This is a genomic window from Achromobacter sp. 18P8.1.1 (assembly GCF_057799415.1).
The window spans coordinates 1-20,072 of sequence record NZ_JBYOKH010000031.1 but is presented as its reverse complement, the minus strand read 5'-3'; the positions used below and the strand labels follow the sequence as shown (position 1 = coordinate 20,072).

Here is a 20,072-nt window from a genome sequence, read left to right as displayed (position 1 = left end):
GGCGGGCAGGGAAGCCATAGAAATTTATAATGCCCGGCTAACCGGACTATCGTACATGCCTGAATCCTCCCGCCCGCGGGCGCCCAAGACGGCTTCCCCGGGGGCTCCGGCCGCCGCGGCCGACGCCGCCCGTGCGGCCAAACGGGCGCCGCGCCCCGAGCGTCCCGAGCGCCCCATCCCTGCCGTGACCTACCCCGAAGACCTGCCCGTCAGCGCGCGGCGGCAGGAGATCGCACGTGCGATCGCCGGCCACCAGGTCGTGATCGTCAGCGGGGAAACCGGCTCGGGCAAGACCACCCAGTTGCCCAAGATCTGCCTGGAACTGGGCCGCGGTCGCCAGAAGATGATTGGCCATACCCAGCCGCGCCGCCTGGCCGCGACCTCGGTGGCCAAGCGCATCGCCGAAGAACTCAATACGCCGATGGGCGAAGTGGTGGGCTACCAGGTGCGGTTCAACGACCGCACCGGCCCCAACGCGTCCATCAAGCTGATGACCGACGGCATCCTGCTGGCCGAGTCGCAGCGCGATCCGCTTTTGCGCCGCTACGACACGATCATCATCGACGAGGCGCATGAACGCAGCCTGAACATCGATTTCCTGCTGGGCTACCTGAAGCAGCTGCTGCCGCGGCGCCCGGACCTGAAGCTGATCATCACGTCGGCCACCATCGACGCCGAGCGCTTTGCCCGCCATTTCGCCGCATCCGAGGACAAGCCCGCGCCGGTGATCGAGGTATCGGGCCGCCTGTACCCGGTCGAAGTCCGCTACCGCCCCGTGCGCGAGGAACTGGCCGAGGACGAGGCGGCACCCGCCGCCAAGCCGGGCCGCGACCGCGAGCGCATGTCGGGCGACGAAGAACGCGACCTGATCGACGCCATCGTGGACGCCGTGGACGAATGCGCCCGGCACGGCCCGGGCGACGTGCTGGTGTTCCTGCCCGGCGAACGCGAAATCCGCGAATCCGCCGAAGCCCTGCGCAAGCGCCACCCCGCCGGCACCGAGGTGCTGCCGCTGTACGCACGCCTGTCGCAGGCCGAGCAGGAACAGATCTTCCATCCGCGCACCAACGCGCGGCGCATCGTGCTGGCCACCAACGTGGCCGAAACGTCGCTGACGGTGCCGGGCATCCGCTTCGTGGTCGATAGCGGGCTGGCGCGCATCAAGCGCTATTCCTGGCGCAACAAGGTCGAGCAGCTGCGGATCGAACCGATCAGCCGCGCCTCGGCCAACCAGCGCGCCGGCCGTTGCGGCCGGGTGGGGCCGGGCCTGTGCATCCGCTTGTACGACGAGCTGGACTTCAACAACCGCGCCGCGTTCACCGATCCGGAAGTGCTGCGCTCGTCGCTGGCGTCCGTCATCCTGCGGATGAAGTCGCTGAAGCTGGACGATATTGAGCAGTTCCCCTTCGTCGAGGCGCCGCCCGGGCGCGCGGTGGCCGACGGCTACCACCTGCTGCAGGAGCTGGGCGCGATCGAACTGGCGTCCGCGTCGGACGATGAGGGCGAGGCTTCGCGGACCGGCGCGTCGTTCGTGCTGACCGAGACGGGGCACGAACTGGCCAAGCTGCCGGTGGATCCGCGTATCGGCCGCATGATCCTGGCCGCGCGCGAACACCAATGCCTGTCCGAAATGCTGATCATCGCATCGGCCCTGTCGGTGCAGGACGCGCGCGATCGCCCCATGCAGGAACGCGAGGCCGCGGAAGCGGCACACGCCAAGTTCGCCGACGACAAGTCGGAATTCATTTCCTTCCTGAAACTGTGGCGATGGTATGGCGAACAGGTGCAGCACAAGGCGTCCCAGCGCAAGCTGGTGAACCTGTTGCGGCAGAACTTCCTGTCGCCGATCCGGCTGCGCGAATGGCACGACGTGCACACCCAGTTGTCTGCGCTGGTGGGCGAGCAGGGCTGGCGCGTCAATCAGGCGGAAGCCACCTACGAACAGCTGCATCTGGCGCTGTTGTCCGGCCTGTTGGGCAATATCGGCTTCAAGAGCGACGAGGGCGGCCATTACCAGGGCGCCCGCGAAATCCGCTTCCATATCCACCCGGGTTCGCGCCTGGTGAAGAAGGCGGGACGCTGGATCATGGCGGCCGAACTGGTCGAAACCACACGGCTGTACGCGCGCTGCGTCGCCCGGATCGATCCGGTGTGGCTGGAAAAAGTGGGCGCCCACCTGATCCGCAAGAACTGGTCGGACCCGCGCTGGGAAAAGAAGGCCGGGCAGGTCGTGGCCAATGAGCGCGCCACGCTGTACGGGCTGACCATCTACACGGGCCGCCGCATCCACTACGGCCGCGTGAACCCGACCCATGCGCGCGAACTGTTCATCCGCCAGGCGCTGGTGCCCGGCGAGATCGACACGCGACTGCCCTTCGTGGCGCACAACCGCAAGCTGATTGCCGGCATCGAAAAGCTGGAGCATCAGACGCGCCGCCCGGACATCCTGGTGGACGACGAACTGATCTTCGCCTTCTACGACCGCCAGTTGCCCGCAGACATTTCCCAGACGGCGTCACTGGAAAAGTGGGTGTCCAGCCTGGACAAGGCGGCCGCCGCCAAGCTGATGCTGACCCGCGACGAGCTGATGCGGCACGAAGCCGCCGGCGTCACGACCGATGTCTTCCCCAAGAAGGTGGAATGGCAAGGCGTGTCGATGGCGCTGGACTACCACTTCGAACCCGGTTCGCCGCGTGACGGCGTGACGCTGTCGGTGCCGTTGTTCGCGCTGAACCAGATCGACCCTGACCGCTGCGAGTGGCTGGTGCCCGGCATGCTGAAGGAAAAGGTCCATCTGCTGCTGAAATCGCTGCCGCAAAAGCTGCGCCGCCATTGCGTGCCGCTGCCCGACTATGCCGCCGGCTTCTACGAGCGCTGGTTCGAACGGCAGGCCGATCCGCAGCAAGGCCTGGTGGATGCCATCATCGCCGACATGTGGGACCAGGTGCAGGTGCGTCCGGCCGTGGGCGATTTCAAGCTTGAAACCTTGCCCGCCCACCTGTTCATGAATTTCCGCGTGGTCGACGAACATGGCCGCATGCTGGCCGCCGGGCGCAACCTGGCGCAGTTGCGGGCGGAATTCGGCAAGCAGGCGCAGGCCACCTTCCAGCAACTGGCGGCCAGCGATACGCAAGTCGCTCAGGCACTGGCGCACGAGAACCTGACGACGTGGTCGTTCGGCCCCTTGCCGGAGATCATGGAGATCAAGCGGCGCGGCCAGTCCGTCATCGGCTATCCGGCCCTGGTGGACCGGGGCACGCATTGCGACCTGGACGTGTTCGACGATCCGGACGAGGCGCGCAAGCACCACCGCGCGGGCCTGTTGAAGCTCTTCCGGCTGGGGCTGCGCGAGCAGGTCAAGTTCCTGGAAAAGAACCTGGCGGACCTGACCAAGATCAGCATGCTGTACATGACGCTGGGCACGCAGGAAGAACTGCGCGACCAGATCATCGATTGCGCGCTGGGGCAGGCGTGCCTGGCCGAGCCGTGGCCGGTGAACGAGCAGCAATTCGACGCGCGCCGCACGGAAGGCAAGGGCCGTCTGGGCCTGCTGGCGCAGGAAGTGGCCAGGCTGGCCGGCGCGGTGCTGACGGAATACGCGGCGCTGCAACGCAAGCTGCCGCAGGCCAAGCCGCATGCGGCCGCCTACGCGGACCTGCAGCAGCAGATCGGCGCGCTGATGCCGAAGATGTTCATCCGCGATACGCCTTATTCGCAACTTTCACACTATCCACGCTACCTGAAGGCAGCAGTGGCCCGCATCGACAAGTTGCGGGCGGATCCGGGACGCGACGCAAAACTGCTCACGGAAATGGCGCCGCTGGTGACGCAGTATCAGCGGGCGAGGGCGGCGTTGAAAGGCGCGCCGGATCCGCGGCTGGACGAGTTCCGGTGGTTGCTGGAGGAACTGCGGGTGGCGTTATTTGCGCAGGAACTTCGGACGCCGATGCCGGTGTCGGTCAAGCGATTGATGAAGAGTTGGGAGTCTTTGAAGCGGTGATCGCGAAGCGTCGGCTCTTCTTGCTTCGTGGTCCATGCGTTGTGCTTCGTAGGCCGCTGGTCGGCGGGGCGGCCTGACTGCGCGCGCCCACGATTGCGGTCCGGAGCCTTCGCTCCGGACTCTCCCGTCGTCATCTTCGTCCTCGCCTTTGGCGACTCCTTCAGATTCCCTCGGGCGCATCAAGGTTGCGCGCAGTCAGGCCGCCCCGCCGACCACCTGCCGCCGTCTTGGCTTGGTGCGCCACCAGGTCCAGGATCCTTGACGAGTCTTACGGTGCCCGCCGATTGCGGCCGCGCGGGCGGCCGCAATCGGCATACGCGTCTTCAGGTTCTGTGGGCCCTGTCGTTTCTCTGGCAGATCCTTCGATATCGTCAATCGTAGGATGGGTGAAGCGCGGCAATTCGGGCAGAAGAACTGGCCTTGCCCACCGCGCGCAACCCATCGATCCACCCCCCGACGCAAGACACCGCGTAAGCCCCCAAAGGCCGCCCGCGCGGCCGGCCGGGGGCGGGCCCCGCAAGATATTCCTCACCCTCTCCATCCGGGGCAAGAACCCTAAGCACCCGGTCCTCCTCCACTGACGTGAGATTGCACCTGACCGAGCCTGGTGTGGCGGGGGCCTGGGGGGCGCGGGGCGTTGATAAGCCCAAGGGAATCCGAAGGCAGTTGCCGCAGGCAACAACGAGGATGACGCAGGGGCAGTCCGGAGCGAAGGCTCCGGACCGCAATCGTTGCCCCGCGCCCCCCAGGCTCCCGCCACACCGGGCGTCTCAAGAACCCACCAAGCAACACCCCAAACCCCCAACCCCCAAAAAAAACCGACAAAAACCCTAATTCAGACCGCCGTCATCTCGTTATGCTCCAATTCGCTGGCCTCTCCCCTTGCGCCCTGGAACATCCCCGATATGTTCGAGTTATTCAGCCCCCGGACCCGCCCGAAAACGGGCTCCCGCTCCACCCCTAACCGCTGGGATTGGGCGCTATTGCCCCTGGTGCTGGGGATCCTGGCCTTGATGGCTTACGGCGCCTCTCAAATGAGCCGCCCGTTCGCATTGGGCGAGGAACTGCCGATCTCCTTGGATCCGGCCTATCTGCCGTATTACCTCTTGCGCACCATCCTTCGGATGTTCACGGCGCTGGGCTTTTCCCTGCTGTTCAGCTTCGTCTTCGCCGCCATCGCCGCCAAGTACCGGACGGCCGAAAAAGCGATGATCCCCATGCTGGACATCTTGCAGTCCGTCCCGATCCTGGGTTTCCAGGCCATCGCCATCGCTCCGTTCATCGCGCTGTTCCCCGGCAACCTGCTGGGCGTGGAATGCGCGGCGATCTTCGCGATCTTCACCTCGCAGGCCTGGAACATGGCCTTCAGCCTGTATCAATCCATGCGCACGGTGCCGGCCGAACTGAACGAAGCCGCCCGGATCTTCCGGCTGTCGGGCTGGCAGCGGTTCTGGCGGCTGGAACTGCCCTATGCCACGCCCGGGCTGCTGTGGAACATGATGATGTCCATGTCGGGCGGCTGGTTCTTCCTGGTGGCCGCCGAGGCCATCTCGGTGGCGGGGCAAGACATCAAGCTGCCCGGCATCGGCTCCTACATCGCCGTCGCGATCCAGGCCGAGGACGGCCGCGCCATCGCCTGGGCCATCGGCGCCATGATGGCGGGCATCCTGCTGTACGACCAGCTCTTCTTCCGGCCGCTGCTGGCCTGGGCCGACAAGTTCCGGTTCGAGGAATCGCAGGGCGACGCCGCGCAGCAATCGTGGTTGCTGGACTGGACGCGGCGCAGCCGCTGGATGCAGGCGGTGTCGAATGCGTTCTGGGCGTGCATGCGCCGTGCGCTGGGGTGGTTCAGCGTGCCGTATGACGGCACCTCCATCCGGGCGCGGGCGAAGGTGCCCGATCCGCGCTGGACCCGCGTCTGGGACGCCTTGCTGGCGGCCGCGGCCCTGTTGGCGACGTACAAGCTGGTGGTGTTCGTCCATCAGGACGTGGGTTGGGGCGAGGTGCTGCATGTGCTGGGCCTGGGTGGCATCACGATGGTCCGGGTCATGCTGCTGATTGCGCTGGCATCGGTCGTCTGGGTGCCGGTCGCGGTATGGATTGGGTTGCGTCCCCGATATTCGCAGCGCGTGCAGGCCGTCGCGCAGTTCCTGGCCGCGTTCCCGGTGAACCTGCTGTTTCCCGCCGTGGTCTACGCCATGGTGGCCTGGCAGCTCAACCCGAATATCTGGCTCAGCCCGCTGATCATCTTCGGCACTCAGTGGTACATCCTGTTCAACGTCGTGGCTGGCGCGTCCACCATCCCCAATGAACTGCGGCTGGCAGCCGACAACCTGGGGCTCAAAGGCTGGTTGCGCTGGCGCCGGGTGTATCTGCCCGCTGTCTTCCCCAGCTTTATCACCGGCGCCATCACCGCCAGCGGCGGGTCGTGGAACGCCAGCATCGTGGCCGAGTACGTGTCCTGGGGCAAGACCTCGCTGGTCGCCGACGGCCTGGGCAGCTACATCAAGCAGATGACCGAGCAGGGCGATTTCCACCGCATCGCGCTGGGCATTGGCGTGATGTGCGTGTTCGTGATGCTGTTGAACCGATTTTTCTGGCGCAAGCTGTATCTGCTGGCCGAAGACCGCGGCCGCTAGGAGTAGACATGAACCCCAACGTCCTGATCGAACTGCACGACGTCGGCAAATCGTTCCGCGCCGCTGACGGCACCGCGCGGCATGTGCTGGAGCACGTGGATTTCACGCTGAAAGAAGGCGAAATCGTCGCCTTGCTGGGCAAGTCCGGATCGGGCAAGTCCACCTTGTTGCGCATCATGGCCGGCCTGGTCAACGCCGACCAGGGCACGGTCACCTACCGCGGCCAGCCGGTGTACGGCCCGGCGTCGGGCATCGCGATGGTGTTCCAGTCGTTCGCCCTGTTTCCGTGGCTGACCGCCCAGCAGAACGTCGAATTGGGCCTGGAGGCCCAGGGCGTGCCGGCGGCCGAGCGCGCCAAGCGGGCCGACGCCGTGCTGGACCTGATCGGCCTGGGCGGTTTCGGCGGCGCCTTGCCGCGTGAATTGTCGGGCGGCATGCGCCAGCGGGTAGGCATTGCGCGCGCACTGGTCATGAACCCCGACGTGCTGCTGATGGACGAGGCGTTCTCGGCTCTGGACGTGCTGACGGGCGAGACCTTGCGCGACGACATGCTGGAACTCTGGGACGAAAGCCGCATCTCCACCAAGGGAATCCTGATCGTGTCGCACAACATCGAGGAAGCGGTGATGATGGCTGATCGCATCATCGTGTTCGACAGTGATCCGGGGCGCGTCCGCAGCCAGGTGCTGATCGGTCTGCCGCGGCCACGCGACGCGGATTCACCGCAGGTGCGGGCGCTGATCGACGAGGTCTACGCGTTGATGACCATGCGGCCTGCGCACGGCGTGCCCACACCGCGCCAGCAAGGGCTGGGTTACCGGTTTCCGCAGACCGAGGTCGAGCGCATGGAAGGCGTGCTGGACGTCCTGGCCGAAGCGCCCTTCAACGGTCGTGCCGATTTGCCCAAGCTGGCCGAAGAGGCCGAGATCTCGGATGACGACCTGCTGCCCGCTTGCGAAGCGCTGGGGCTGTTCGGCCTGGCCCAGATCGACCGCGGCGACATCTTCCTGACGCCGCTCGGCCAGCGCTACGTGCAGGCCGAGCAAGGGCAGAAGCAAGCCATCTTCGGCCGTCAGCTGCTGGCGCATGTGCCGCTGGCCGCGCACATCCGCCACAGCCTCGAGCAAGAACCCACGGGCGCCTTGTCTGAAAAGGACTTCCTGGATTCGCTGGAGGAATTCCTGAAGCCCGACGAGGCCGAACGGGTCCTCAAGATCGCGGTGGAATGGGGCCGGTACGGCGAGATCTACGGCTACGACTACCACACGGGGCTGTTGACGCTGCCCGTGCGCGAAGCGGCCTGAACGGGGCAGGGACGCCCGGGGCGCAAGCCGCCCGGGCGCTGCCCACGGGATTACAGGGCGATGAAGCCGATCACGACCAGGGCGATCAGGCCGAACTTGGTGGCCTTGTAGACGGTCCGGTTCCAGGCCTTGAAGGCCTTGCGCTTCTGGTCGATGACCCAGTGCGCGTGCGTCAGCTTATTGATGGCGCCGGTCTGGTCGCCGCCGTCGTTGGGTGAACTCGCGGCCGACATGACCACGCGGCCGAACCAGCGGTTGAACGCCTCGGCCCAGCGCCATTTCAGGGGACGCTCCACGTCGCAGAACAGGATGATCCGGTTCTGGTCGGTGTGGTTGTAGGCTTCGTGCACATAGGTTTCGTCGAACACCACGCTTTCGCCGTCGCGCCAGCTATAGGACTCGCCGTCGACGATGATGTGGCAGCGGTCGTCGTTGGGTGTCACCAGGCCCAGGTGATAGCGCAGCGACCCTGCAAACGGGTCCCGGTGCGGATTCAACTGGCCGCCCGGCGGCAATTCGGCGAACATCGCGGCCTTGACCTTGGGCAGGGTCTTCAGGATGGCGACCGTCTTGGGGCACAGTTCCTCGGCCGACGGGTGGCGGGCGTCATACCACTTCAGGTAGAAGCGCTTCCAGCCGTATTTGAAGAAGGAATTGAAGCCGATGTCGTTATGGGTGTCGGCGGCCTTGATGCGGCGCAGTTCGGCCATTTGCACGGCTTCTTCGCGGATGGTCTCCCAGTGGTCGTCCAGCACCTTGAGTTCGGCGATTTCGCTCGTCGTCAGGTAGGGCGTGGACGGCACGCGGGAGGCCAGCACCATGAAGGCGTTGATCGGAGCCAGCAGCACCGAGTGGTCCAGCATCTGCCGGCCCAGCGGCAGTTTGACTCGGCCTCGGAAGTGGGCAAACAGGATGGCGGCCAGCCAGATCCCGGGGATTAGCCATTTCATACGTAATCGATGTCCTGCGACAGTTGGGTCATGTCTACCTAGTATTGTTACACAAGGTCCGTAGCGCGCCGTTTGCGGAATCTCAGGCGCATCGGCTTGGACCGGGATCACTAGGTACAATTCCCGCTATGTCCGAAGCCGTAACAACCCCGACCCCCTTTGTGCATCTCCGCGTCCACTCCGAGTTCTCGGTGGTGGACGGCATCGTGCGCATCTCCGACCTCATCAAGCGCGTCGCCAAGCTGGGCCAGCCAGCTGTGGCGCTGACCGATCTGTCGAACCTTTTCGGCCTGATCAAATTCTATAAGGGCGCGCGAGGCGCGGGGGTAAAACCCATCGCCGGCTGCGATGTCTGGCTGACCAACGACGACGATCCGGCCAAGCCGTTCCGGCTGTTGTTGCTGGTGCGCAACCATCAGGGCTACCTGAACCTGTGCGAATTGCTGTCCAAGGCTTTCCTGACGAACCAGGGCAAGGGCCGGGCGGAAATCCGCCGCGAATGGCTCCAGGGCCAGGAAGGGCTGATCGCGCTATCAGGGGGACGCATGGGCGACGTAGGCCAGGCGCTGGACGCCGGTAACGCCGTATCGGCGTTGGCGCTGGCGCGGCAATGGGCGCACCTGTTCCCGGGCAGTTATTACATCGAATTGCAGCGCGCGGGCATGGACGGCGACGAAGCCTACACGCAGGCGGCCATGCGGCTGGCGGGCGAAGCCGGCCTGCCGGTCGTGGCCACGCACCCCGTGCAATTCCTGGACGAATACGAATTCCAGGCCCACGAGGCCCGCGTCTGCATCGCCGAAGGTGAAATCCTGGCGAACCCGCGCCGTGTGCGCCGGTTCACCAAAGAACAATACCTGCTCAGCTCCGAGGAAATGGCGCGGCGTTTCGCCGACGTGCCCTCGGCGCTGGCCAATACGGTCGAAATCGCCAAGCGCTGCAACCTGAGCCTGGTGCTGGGCAAGCCGCGTTTGCCCAACTTCCCCACGCCCGACGGCGTGACGCTGGACGACTACCTGGTCCAGTTGTCGGAAGAGGGCCTGGAAAAGCGCATGGCGTTCCTGTTCCCCAACGAGGCCGAACGCGAGTCCAAGCGCGAGCAGTACTACGAACGCCTGCGCTGGGAATGCAAGACCATCATCCAGATGGGCTTCCCGGGCTACTTCCTGATCGTGCAGGACTTCATCAACTGGGGCAAGAACAACGGCGTGCCGGTGGGGCCGGGGCGGGGGTCGGGCGCAGGTTCGCTCGTGGCCTACGCGCTGGGCATCACCGACCTGGACCCGATCCGCTATGACTTGCTGTTCGAGCGCTTCCTGAATCCCGAGCGGGTCTCCATGCCCGACTTCGATATCGACTTCTGCCAGGACAACCGCGAACGGGTCATCGACTACGTCAAGGAAAAGTACGGCCGCGCCGCCGTGAGCCAGATCGCCACCTTCGGTACGCTGGGCGCGAAAGCCGTGGTCCGCGACGCGGGCCGCGTGCTGGACATGCCCTACATGTTCTGCGACGGCCTGTCCAAGCTGATCCCGTTCAACCCGATGGATCCCTGGACGCTCGAACGCACCCTCAAGGACGAACCCGCCTTCAAGGACCGCTACGAGCAGGAAGAAGAAGTGCGCGCGCTGGTCGACCTGGCCAAGCCGCTGGAAGGCCTGACCCGCAACATCGGCATGCACGCCGGCGGTGTGCTCATCGCGCCGGGCAAGCTCACCGATTTCTGCCCGCTGTATTGCCAGCCGGGGCAGGAAAACAGTGCGGTCTCGCAATTCGACAAGGACGACGTCGAAGCCGCCGGCCTGGTGAAGTTCGACTTCCTGGGTTTGCGCAACTTGACCATCCTGGACTGGGCCGTGCGCTATGTGCGCCAGTTCAACGAGGACAAGCGCGACTTCGACGTCATGGCGCTGGAGCTTGACGATCCGGCCGCCTACAAGATCCTGTGCGACGCCAACACCACCGCCGTGTTCCAGCTGGAATCGCGCGGCATGAAGGAACTGCTGAAAAAGCTGCGGCCGAACACCTTCGAAGACATCATCGCCATGCTGGCCCTGTATCGTCCGGGGCCGCTGGAATCGGGCATGGTGGATGACTTCGTCAACCGCAAGCACGGCCGCGCCGCAGTGGACTACTTCCACAACGACCTGGAAAGCACCCTGAAGAGCACCTACGGGGTCATCGTCTACCAGGAACAGGTGATGCTGATCTCGCAGATCATCGGGGGCTACTCGCTGGGCGGCGCCGACCTGCTGCGCCGCGCCATGGGCAAGAAAAAGCCCGAGGAAATGGCCAAGCACCGCGAACTGTTCGAGCAAGGCGCCAAGGAAAAGGGCCACGATCCCGACCTGGCGGTCAAACTCTTCGACCTGATGGAAAAGTTCGCGGGCTACGGCTTCAACAAGTCGCACTCTGCCGCCTACGCGCTGATCTCGTACCAGACCGCCTGGCTCAAGGCCTATCACCCGACGGAATTCCTGGCCGCCACCATGTCGTCCGATATGGACGACACGGACAAGGTCCAGATCTTCTGCCGCGACGCCCAGGACAACGGCGTCGAGGTGCTGCCGCCTGACGTCAATTTCTCGGGCTTCCGATTTGAGCCGGTGGCCGACAAGCACACCGAAAAGGGCAAACCGCCCCGCACCATGCGCTACGGCCTGGGGGCGGTCAAAGGCACCGGCCAGGGTGCCGTCGAAGACATCCTGCGCGCGCGCAAGGAAGGCGGCCCGTTCCTGAACCTGTTCGACTTCTGCCGCCGCGTGGGCAAGCAGGCCGTCAACCGCCGCACCATCGAAGCCCTGATCAAGGCGGGCGCGTTCGACACCATCGAACCGAACCGCGCGGCGATGCTGGCTTCCGTGCCCACGGCCATGGAAGCCGCCGAGCAGGCGGCCCGCAGCGCCAACCAGGCCTCGCTGTTCGGCGACGATAGCGGCGACGTGGTCGCCGGCGAACTGGCCAAGGTCGCGCCCTGGGACCTGCACAAGAAGCTGACGGAAGAAAAATCCGCGCTGGGCTACTACTACAGCGGTCACCTGTTCGACGCGTGGCGCGACGAAGTGCGCCGCATCGTGCCGATGCAGCTGGCGCGAGTCGAACCGCAGCGCGACCTGCAATGGATGTGCGGCGTGCTGGCCAGCGTGCGCGTCATGATGACTCGCCGCGGCAAGATGGTGTTCGCCGTGCTGGACGACGGCACCGCGCAAGTGGAAATCTCGGTATTCAACGAGCTCTACGAAAAGCACCGCAACCGCCTGCGCGAAGACCAACTGGTCATTGTCCAGGGCAAGGTCAGCAACGACGATTATTCCGGCGGCATGCGCATCGTGGCCGAACAGCTGTACGACCTGCAGCTGGCCCGCGAAGCGCGCGCCAAGTCCCTGCGGGTCAAGCTCAACGGGACGGCCGACGCGGCGCGTCTGCGCCAGATGCTGAACCCGTTCCGGGCCGAACCCGAAAACGGCATCCCCGGCGTGCCGGTCGATATCGTCTACACCAAGAACAATTTCCTGTGCACGGTCAGGCTGGGCGAAGAGTGGCGGGTCCGCATGGCGGACACGTTGCTCGAGAACCTGAATGCCTGGACCAAGCCCGACGGAGTAGAGGTCACCTATTGATGCGAAAACTGCGTATCGTGCATTCGGAAGCCGCCACCAGCTTTGGCGGTCAGGAAGGGCGGATCTTCAAGGAAATGACGGCCATGCGTGCGCGTGGCCACCATATCGAAGCCATCTGCCAGCCTAGGGCCCTGCTGGTCGAACGTCTTACGGATGCCGGCTTTACCGTTCATAAGGTCGATATGGACGGGCCGGTGAATTACCTGAAGGGCGTGGCCGCCGTGCGCGGCATCCTGAAGGAAGGGCGCTTCGACGTGCTCAACACCCACAGCCGGCGCGATACGGTCATCGCAGCGCTGGCCGCCAGATTGGCGGGTACCCCGTTGATCGTGCGGACCCGCCACCTGTCCAACAAGGTGGGATCGATGTGGTCCTACACCTGTCTGCCGCACAGGGTCACGACGGTCAGTGATCATGTGCGCAAATACCTGATCGAGCGCGGCGTGCCGGCCAATAAGGTGGCCACCGTCTATTCGCCCATCGTGCTGCCGCCGCCGGTCGAACGTTCGACCTTGCGCGATGAGCTCGGCCTGGCGGATGACGATATCGTCGTCGGCTGCGTGGCGGTCATGCGCGCCACCAAGGGCCACAAAGACCTGATCGACGCGATCGTGCCGCTGATGGCCAGCCGGCCCAAGCTGCACCTGGTGTTCGTCGGCGGCGGCTCGCCGGTCTTCGAGCAGACCCAGGATTACGTGGCCACGCTGGGCCTGCAAGACCGCATCCATCTGATGGGCATGCGGCGCGACGTGCCCAACCTGCTGGCGGGATTCGACGTGTTCGCCCTGGCCACGCAGCAGGAAGCGTCCGGCACCGTCTATGTCGAAGCACAGGCCAGCGGCCTGCCTGTGATCGGCACCGATGTGGGCGGCGTGTCCGAGATGTTCCGTAACGGCGATACTGGCATCCTGGTGCCGCCCAAGAATCCCCAAGCGCTGACCGACGCCTTGCAGCGCCTGATCGATGACCCGGCCCTGCGCCGGCGCATGGGCGACGCCGGCCGCAAGATGGTCTGGGAAGAGGCCGTGTTTTCGCCGGCCCGTCTGGCCGAAACCACCGAAGCCGTCTACTTGAAGTGGCTGGCGGAGCGCGCGGGATGAATGCGCCCAACGTCCCCGTGCTGATGTACCACCATGTCACGCCTGCGGGCGGCATGATCGCAGCCACGCCGGACGTGTTCGAGGCCCAGGTTTCGCGCCTGGCGCGGGCCGGCTACCAATCGCTTTCCGCCGCCCAGTTCGCCGCTTACCTGGCGGGCGGCGCGGCGCCCGAGCGTTCCGTGCTGATCACTTTCGACGACGGCTACCTGAACAACTGGGTGCATGCGCATCCCGTGCTGGCGCGCCACGGTATGCGCGCCGTGCTGTTCACCATTACCGGCTGGATCGGCGACGGCCCCGTGCGTCCGCACGCGGGGCAGGGCGGCCCGTTGCCCGCCACGCCTGACCACGACGCCTGCAAACAACTGGTGGCGGCCGGCCGCGCCGATGACGCCATGCTGCGCTGGAGCGAGATCGAAGCCATGCAGGCCGCGGGCACGTTCGAATTCCATTCCCATACGCACACCCACACCCGCTGGGACAAGGTCTCCGGTGCCGACGTGGACGCCAAGCGCGACCATATCGCCCAGGAACTTCACGATTCCCGCGATACCCTCGTGCGTCGCCTCGGATCCGTCAGCGACCATCTCTGCTGGCCGCAAGGCTATTTCGACGCGGATTACGTCGCCGCCGCCCGGCAGGCGGGCTTTGCGCACTTGTACACTACCGACCCTTTCGGACAGAACACCCCCGGCGCGGACCCCGAGCACATCTACCGTTTCGCGGTGCGCAACCAGGGCGGAACCTGGCTGAACCGGCGCATCTGGCTGTCGCGCGACCCGTTCTGGGGGCCGCGCTACCACGCCTGGAAAGCCTGGAAAAAGCGTCTTAGGAATCGCGGATGAAGCTATCAGTCATCATCATCACCAAGAACGAAGCGGCGAACATCGCCGCCTGCCTAAAATCCGTGTCCTTCGCCGACGAATTCATCGTGGTGGATTCGGGCAGCGCCGACGGCACCGTCGAATTGGCGCAGGCGCTGGGCGCACGCGTTGAAATCACGCCCGACTGGCCGGGCTTCGGCCCTCAGAAAAACCGTGCGCTGGATTTGGCGACGGGCGACTGGGTGCTGTCCATCGACGCCGACGAGCGCGTCACGCCCGAGTTGGCCCGTGAAATCCAGGACGTGCTGGCGAACCCGCGCGCCGACGCCTACGAGATCGCCCGGCTGTCGAATTTCTGCGGCAAGGACATCCGCCACAGCGGCTGGTGGCCCGATTACGTGCTGCGCCTCTTCAAGCGCGGCACGGCACGCTTCACCGATGCCGCCGTGCACGAACGCGTGGTGCCAGCCAATGGGCAGCCCCTCAAGCTGCAGGGCTACTTCAACCATTATCCGTACGACAACCTGGATGCGCTGATCAACAAGGTCAACCGCTATTCATCGGACGCGGCGGCGATGATGTATGCCAAGGGGCGCCGCACCTCGGTCTTCGGCGCCTTGGGCCACGGCTTCTGGACCTTCGTGCGCATCTATCTCATCCGCCGCGGCTTCCTGGACGGCAGGCACGGTCTGGTGCTGGCGGTGACGGCGGCGGCAGGCAGTTTCTTCCGCTATTCCAAGCTGATGTTCCTGGCCGAGAAGCAGAAGTGAAGATTCTCTACACGAACTTCCACGCCGGCAACGGCGGGGGGCACGTCACCTACATCATCAACCTGGCGAAGGCGCTGGCCCGTGATCACGAGATCACCGTGGCGGCGCCCGCCACCAGCCGGCTGCACCGCTACGCCCGCGCCATTCCCGGCGTGACCGTAGTCGACATGCAATACACGACGCGCCCGTCGTCGTGGTTCAAGGACCGCTCGCAGCTGCGCCGCCTGATCAAGGCCGGGCGCTTCGACATCATCCATGTCAACGGATCGGCCGACCATAAGCAGGTGATGCTGGCGACGCTGGGCATGGCCCGCCGACCGCGCATCGTGTTCACCAAGCACAACGACCATCCGCTCTCGAGCTTCGGCCACAAGCTGCGGGTCGCGCTGGCGACCGACCACGGCATTGCCGTCAGCGACTACATCCATGGCCTGATGCAGCGTTCGCCCTACAGCAAGCGCCCCATCACCACTATCCGGCACGGCATCGACACGAACTTCTTCGCCCCGCCTCCGCCGGAAAGCCTGGACAAGCTGCGCGCGCTGATCTTCGGCCCGACCTGGCAGGGCAAGCTGCTGCTGGGCAGCGCCGGCGGTACCGATTACGACAAGGGCTGGCTTGACCTGGTGGCCGCCGTTGCTGCCTTGCCGCCCGCCGACAAGGCGCGCGTGCTGCTGATGGTGGCGGGCGATCCGCCGTCCGAGGCCAAACTGGCCCGCGTGCGAGAGCTGGGCATGATCGATCAGGTCCGCTTTCCCGGGCTGCTTGATGACGTACGCGCTGCGCTGGCGTCCTGCCATGCCGGCTTCGTCTTGTCTTACCGCGAAGCACTTTCCTTCGCGTGCCGCGAGATCATGGGCCTGGGCCTGCCCGCGCTGGTGACCGACGTAGGCGGGCTGCCTGAGAACGTAACCGACGGCGTGGACGGCTGGATCGTGCCGGTGCGCGACGTGCCTGCCATGACGGCCAAGCTGCGGTTCATGCTGGACCATCCGGACACGGTACGCGCCATGGGCGCCCGTGCCCGTGAAACCAGCCTGCGCGACTTCAATCTGGACCGTTTCGCTGCCGCCACAGTAGATGTCTACCAGCGTACGCTGGATGGACGCCGGGCTCTATAATCCGGCCTATGTCTATCCCTATTCTCATGTACCACCAGATCGGCGAGCCCAACCCCAAGGGCACGCCGTTTCGCGGGTTGACCGTACATCCCGACAGCTTCGCCCGCCAGATGCGCTGGATGCGCCGCCTTGGCTACCGCGGCCTGTCGATGCGCGACGTCATGCCCTATGTGCGCGGCGAGCGCCAGGGCAAGGTGTTCGGCGTCACGTTCGACGACGGCTACCGCAATGTGCATCGCAACGCGATGCCGGTGCTGAGCGAACTCGGCTTCACCGCCACCAATTATTTTGTCGCGCGCCAGTTCGACGGCAGCAACGTCTGGGACCATGCAAAGGGCATTCCCTTTTCGGCCCTGATGACCGTGCAGGAAATGCGCGAATGGGCGCAGGCGGGCAACGAGGTCGGGTCGCATACGCTGGACCATGTGCATTTGCCCGAAATGTCGCCCGAAGAAGCCCGTCGCCAGATCGTCGAATCCAAGGACGAACTGGAACAGGCGCTGGGCGCGCCCGTCACGGCCTTCTGTTATCCCTATGGCGATCACGGGCCAGAGCACCGCGCCATGGTGCGCGAAGCCGGCTATGACAATGCCACGCTGACCCAGCGCGGCCTGGCGGCGGCGTCCGACGATCCGTTCGGACTGCCCCGGGTGACGGTGGCGCGTTCCACCAACATCATCCGCTTCCTGCAGAAGTGCCTGACCCGGTATGAAGACACCCGCCGGCGCCGCTGAGCGGCGGCTCCGTATTGCGCTGTTGGTCGACCGCTTCGGCAATCGCTTCGGAGGCGCGGAGGCCTATGGCGTGGAGCTGATGCGCGTCCTGGGCCAGCGCCACGATGTCTCCATCGTGGCGCGCGATTTCGACAGCGACCTGCCGTTCCGTTTCCTGCCCGTGCGCTTTCCCGGCTGGCTGCCCAGCTGGATGCGGGTGCTGTATTTCGCGTGGCGGGCCGATCGGCTGACGCGCGGGAAATTCGACATCGTGCATTCCCACATGAACGGCTGGGCCGGAGAGATCCAGGTCATGCACGTGACGCCAGTGCGCTACAACCGCGTCACCCGCGTCCGGCCGCTGGCGCGCGTGACGGCCTGGCTGAGCCCGCGGCTGGCCACCTACCTGCTGCTGGAAAAGCTGCGCGTCCGCGGTGCGCCCGCCCGGCGCGTGGTGGCCGTGTCCGGCCTGATCATGGATCAGCTTCACCGCAGTTACGGCCAGCAGTTGACGGTGGACATCATCGCGCCTGGCGTCAAATTGCCGTCGGCCGAAGAGGCCAACGGCCGTGATGCCACCCGCGCCCGCCTGGGCTGGGACGCGGGCACGGTCGGTTGCTTGCTGGTTGCCCGCAACCCCCTGCGGAAAGGCTTGCCTGCCTTGCTGGATGCGCTGGCGCAGTTGCCGGCCCATTACAAGCTGCTGGTCGTGGGGGCGGATGAACCCACCCGCGACCGGGTCCGCGCCGCCAGCGGCATCGCCCATCGCGTCACGCTGGTCGATCCGACGCCCGAGGTGGCCCAGTATTTCAGTGCGGCGGACATCTACGCGCATCCCACGCTGAACGACAGCTACGGCATGGCGCCCCTGGAGGCCATGTCGCACGGCCTGCCGGTGGTCGTCAGTTCGCCGGCGTACTGCGGCTTTGCGCAGTACCTTTCCGCCGGCAAGGACGCGCTGATCCTGCAAGACCCGCGTGACGGCGCCCAGTTGGCGCAAGCGCTGGAACGGTTGGGTTCGGAACCCGAGCTGCGCGCGGCATTGACCGAACGCGGCCTGGAAATCGCCCGCGATCAAAGCTGGGAAACGGTTGCCTCAAGATATGAGGAGCTGTACGAAAAGGTGCTGGAAGCGCGCAGCTGAATGTTGGTGGGCCCCCACGCCGCGCTCACTGAGTGAGCTTGCTGCCCCCCAAGGGGGCTTTTTTTCCTTGGGGCGGCCCTGCGGAAAAAGGGCCCCCACGCTCCGCTGCCCCCCGAGGGGGCTTTTTTTCCTTGGGGCGGCCCTGCGGAAAAAAGGGCCCCCGCGCTCAGCAGACCTTAATGCCCTGGCGCGGTCGCCCGTTCCAGGTCCGCCAGCCATCGGACCGCGTGTTCGCGGTCGGGGCCGCACATGTCTTGCTGAGGTTGCAATCCGCCGCAGAAATCCGGCCGGGAGGGCTGGCCGAAGATCGCGCAGCGCATGTCCGGCAGCAGCTGGATACAGGGCACGCCCGCCGGCTTTCCCTCGGGCATCCCCGGAATCGGCCGGGTGATCGACGGGGCGATGCAACAGGCGCCGCAGCCTGCCCGGCAGTCCAGGGCAGGCGCTGCCGTCAGGCTCATACCCATCCGCGCAGCCAATACACGAACAGGCCAGCGTATTCCTTGATGATGGAGCGGCTGGCGTCGAAGGTGCGCTGGTCGGGTATCCACAGCGATAGCGAACCATCCGTGGGCGCCACGATCTGCGGCGGTGCGGGGGCGGCAATGGCTTCCACGCCTTGCTTGGAGAAGGCCGCCATCGCGCGCGGCATGTGCAGCGCCGAGGTCACCAGCAATACCTTGCCGATACCGCGCGACTTCAACGTATCCTCGGTCAGGGCAGCGTTTTCGTAGGTGGTGCGGCTGGAGTTTTCCAGGATCAGGGCGGTTTCGGGCACGCCTTGCTGGCGGATGGCATGCGCCATGCCGCGCGCCTCGCTGACGTCGCCTTCCAGCGCGCCGCCCGACAGCAGCACCTTGGGCGCGCGGCCGGCCAGATACAGCTGGGCAGCGGTGTCGATGCGCACCACCGCGGTCTCCTTGTCATAGGGCAGGAACCAGTTGGCACGGCCATTGGCCGTATTGCCGCCCAGCACCACGATGGCGTCCGCCGTGGGCGAATCCGCCGGGGGCAGGTGCGGGTAGCGGCTTTCCAGCGCGCCGCCCAGCCACAGCGAGGTCGCGGGCAGCGACCAAGCCAGGGCCCACAGCAGACCTGCGGTGATGATGGCGCCGCCGGTCTTGCGCAGCCGGAACAGGCCCAGCACCAGACCGATGACGACAAGGGTCACGCACAGGTTGTAAGGAATGATCAGATTCGTGAGGTAGCTGGAAAAGGTCATGTCAAAACTATCCTGATTACTTCGTCCCGCCCAGCAGGGTGATGGCCTGCTGTTCAACTTCTTCGACGGACGGCCAAGCCAGCTCCGATCCGACGCATACCGCCCGGGGCGACCACGGACCGGTGCGTCCGGGGCGGGTCACGCCAAACAGCGCGAGTTCCCGGGCGGACGCCGCCGCCGCGACGTGCGAGACGCCGGAATCGTTACAAATCACCAGCGCTGCCCGGGCCGTCAACGCGGCAAAGGCACCCAGCGACAAGGGGGGCAGCAACTGCGCCGTCGGGGCATTGCGCCGCGCTTCGTCGGTTTCGGCCGGAGGGGGGCACATTACCACGGTATGGCCGCATCCCTGCAAGGCGCGGGTCAGTGTATCGAATCCGGGCCAGACCTTGATCTTGCCCTTGTGCAGGCCGGTAGCCGTCGGGGCGATCAGCACAAAGCGCTGGGCGGTGAGCCCGGCGGCCAGCAGCGCCTTGTCGGCGGCTTCCTGATGGGCGGGCGTCAGCGGCAGGTCCAGGGTGGGGCCCGGCTGGGCGGGGCCGGACGGCAGCCCCCAGCGGGTCAGGGCCTCGCGGGTAAGGTGATGCCAGGACTGCACGGCGTGCAGCGACTCGTCGGGCTTGGCGATGGGCCAGCGCAAGAGGAGGCTGCGGCCGTCGTCCCGG

At 65.7% G+C, this 20,072-nt stretch carries 14 protein-coding genes; 10 read left to right on the top strand and 4 right to left on the bottom strand.

All coding sequences use genetic code 11. The annotated features are described in order from the left end of the window. Positions 1–55 precede the first annotated feature (55 nt). The 3 genes from hrpA (at position 56) to AC27VE_RS19390 (ending at position 7,943) form a co-directional block, all read left to right on the top strand. The gene (gene hrpA / locus AC27VE_RS19400) at positions 56–4,000 is read left to right on the top strand and encodes an ATP-dependent RNA helicase HrpA (RefSeq protein WP_488704725.1); all 3,945 of its coding nucleotides are present in this window, start codon (positions 56–58) and stop codon (positions 3,998–4,000) included. A gap of 905 nt (positions 4,001–4,905) precedes the next feature. Further along, on the top strand, positions 4,906–6,639 hold the full coding sequence (locus tag AC27VE_RS19395; RefSeq protein WP_315140556.1) for an ABC transporter permease: 1,734 nt from the start codon (positions 4,906–4,908) through the stop codon (positions 6,637–6,639). Between the two features lie 8 nt (positions 6,640–6,647). Next, on the top strand, positions 6,648–7,943 hold the full coding sequence (locus AC27VE_RS19390; RefSeq protein ID WP_488704724.1) for an ABC transporter ATP-binding protein: 1,296 nt from the start codon (positions 6,648–6,650) through the stop codon (positions 7,941–7,943). A gap of 50 nt (positions 7,944–7,993) precedes the next feature. Here the strand turns inward: AC27VE_RS19390 and lpxO are convergent, their stop codons facing one another. Then, positions 7,994–8,893, bottom strand: a complete 900-nt coding sequence (gene lpxO, locus AC27VE_RS19385) for a lipid A hydroxylase LpxO (RefSeq protein ID WP_488704723.1) — start codon at positions 8,891–8,893, stop codon at positions 7,994–7,996. A 128-nt stretch (positions 8,894–9,021) separates the two neighbouring features. Here lpxO and dnaE point away from each other — a divergent pair, with 128 nt between their 5' ends. Genes dnaE through AC27VE_RS19350 form a run of 7 tightly spaced genes read left to right on the top strand, consistent with a single transcriptional unit; the run spans position 9,022 to position 18,185 of the window. After that, positions 9,022–12,513 carry a DNA polymerase III subunit alpha gene (dnaE, locus tag AC27VE_RS19380; protein ID WP_006224881.1) on the top strand — a complete coding sequence of 1,164 codons (3,492 nt, stop codon included), beginning with the start codon at positions 9,022–9,024 and terminating at the stop codon, positions 12,511–12,513. Continuing rightward, the gene (locus AC27VE_RS19375) at positions 12,513–13,613 is read left to right on the top strand and encodes a glycosyltransferase family 4 protein (protein ID WP_488704722.1); all 1,101 of its coding nucleotides are present in this window, start codon (positions 12,513–12,515) and stop codon (positions 13,611–13,613) included. Before dnaE ends, AC27VE_RS19375 begins: the two co-directional genes overlap by 1 nt. Then, positions 13,610–14,458 carry a polysaccharide deacetylase family protein gene (locus AC27VE_RS19370; protein ID WP_488704721.1) on the top strand — a complete coding sequence of 283 codons (849 nt, stop codon included), beginning with the start codon at positions 13,610–13,612 and terminating at the stop codon, positions 14,456–14,458. Before AC27VE_RS19375 ends, AC27VE_RS19370 begins: the two co-directional genes overlap by 4 nt. Beyond that, on the top strand, positions 14,455–15,207 hold the full coding sequence (locus AC27VE_RS19365; RefSeq protein ID WP_488704720.1) for a glycosyltransferase family 2 protein: 753 nt from the start codon (positions 14,455–14,457) through the stop codon (positions 15,205–15,207). Before AC27VE_RS19370 ends, AC27VE_RS19365 begins: the two co-directional genes overlap by 4 nt. Next, complete coding sequence (locus tag AC27VE_RS19360) at positions 15,204–16,328, top strand: glycosyltransferase (RefSeq protein ID WP_488704719.1); 1,125 nt, start codon at positions 15,204–15,206, stop codon at positions 16,326–16,328. The genes AC27VE_RS19365 and AC27VE_RS19360 overlap by 4 nt, the downstream gene beginning before the upstream one ends. A gap of 8 nt (positions 16,329–16,336) precedes the next feature. Next, positions 16,337–17,062: a polysaccharide deacetylase family protein gene (locus AC27VE_RS19355; RefSeq protein ID WP_488704718.1), complete on the top strand. Its 726-nt coding sequence runs from the start codon at positions 16,337–16,339 to the stop codon at positions 17,060–17,062. Beyond that, positions 17,037–18,185 (top strand): glycosyltransferase family 4 protein, encoded by a 1,149-nt coding sequence (locus AC27VE_RS19350; RefSeq protein ID WP_427955149.1) that lies wholly within the window; start codon positions 17,037–17,039, stop codon positions 18,183–18,185. The genes AC27VE_RS19355 and AC27VE_RS19350 overlap by 26 nt, the downstream gene beginning before the upstream one ends. A 176-nt stretch (positions 18,186–18,361) precedes the next feature. On the opposite strand, the gene AC27VE_RS19345 is transcribed toward AC27VE_RS19350, so the two are convergent. The 3 genes from AC27VE_RS19345 to AC27VE_RS19335 form a co-directional block, all read right to left on the bottom strand. After that, on the bottom strand, positions 18,362–18,646 hold the full coding sequence (locus AC27VE_RS19345; RefSeq protein WP_454676424.1) for a YkgJ family cysteine cluster protein: 285 nt from the start codon (positions 18,644–18,646) through the stop codon (positions 18,362–18,364). Further along, positions 18,643–19,407 carry a YdcF family protein gene (locus AC27VE_RS19340; RefSeq protein WP_488704717.1) on the bottom strand — a complete coding sequence of 255 codons (765 nt, stop codon included), beginning with the start codon at positions 19,405–19,407 and terminating at the stop codon, positions 18,643–18,645. The genes AC27VE_RS19345 and AC27VE_RS19340 overlap by 4 nt, the downstream gene beginning before the upstream one ends. A 16-nt stretch (positions 19,408–19,423) precedes the next feature. Then, on the bottom strand, positions 19,424–20,072 hold a 649-nt coding region (locus AC27VE_RS19335), incomplete at its 5' end, for a glycosyltransferase family 9 protein (protein WP_488704716.1).

Coding starts and splice junctions, on each gene's coding strand:
- AC27VE_RS19350 (WP_427955149.1), top strand. CDS start 17,037: ATGAAGACACCCGCCGGCGCCGCTGAGCGGCGGCTCCGTATTGCGCTG.
- AC27VE_RS19395 (WP_315140556.1), top strand. CDS start 4,906: ATGTTCGAGTTATTCAGCCCCCGGACCCGCCCGAAAACGGGCTCCCGC.
- AC27VE_RS19370 (WP_488704721.1), top strand. CDS start 13,610: ATGAATGCGCCCAACGTCCCCGTGCTGATGTACCACCATGTCACGCCT.
- dnaE (WP_006224881.1), top strand. CDS start 9,022: ATGTCCGAAGCCGTAACAACCCCGACCCCCTTTGTGCATCTCCGCGTC.
- AC27VE_RS19355 (WP_488704718.1), top strand. CDS start 16,337: ATGTCTATCCCTATTCTCATGTACCACCAGATCGGCGAGCCCAACCCC.
- lpxO (WP_488704723.1), bottom strand. CDS start 8,893: ATGAAATGGCTAATCCCCGGGATCTGGCTGGCCGCCATCCTGTTTGCC.
- AC27VE_RS19375 (WP_488704722.1), top strand. CDS start 12,513: ATGCGAAAACTGCGTATCGTGCATTCGGAAGCCGCCACCAGCTTTGGC.
- AC27VE_RS19390 (WP_488704724.1), top strand. CDS start 6,648: ATGAACCCCAACGTCCTGATCGAACTGCACGACGTCGGCAAATCGTTC.
- AC27VE_RS19340 (WP_488704717.1), bottom strand. CDS start 19,407: ATGACCTTTTCCAGCTACCTCACGAATCTGATCATTCCTTACAACCTG.
- AC27VE_RS19345 (WP_454676424.1), bottom strand. CDS start 18,646: ATGAGCCTGACGGCAGCGCCTGCCCTGGACTGCCGGGCAGGCTGCGGC.
- AC27VE_RS19365 (WP_488704720.1), top strand. CDS start 14,455: ATGAAGCTATCAGTCATCATCATCACCAAGAACGAAGCGGCGAACATC.
- hrpA (WP_488704725.1), top strand. CDS start 56: ATGCCTGAATCCTCCCGCCCGCGGGCGCCCAAGACGGCTTCCCCGGGG.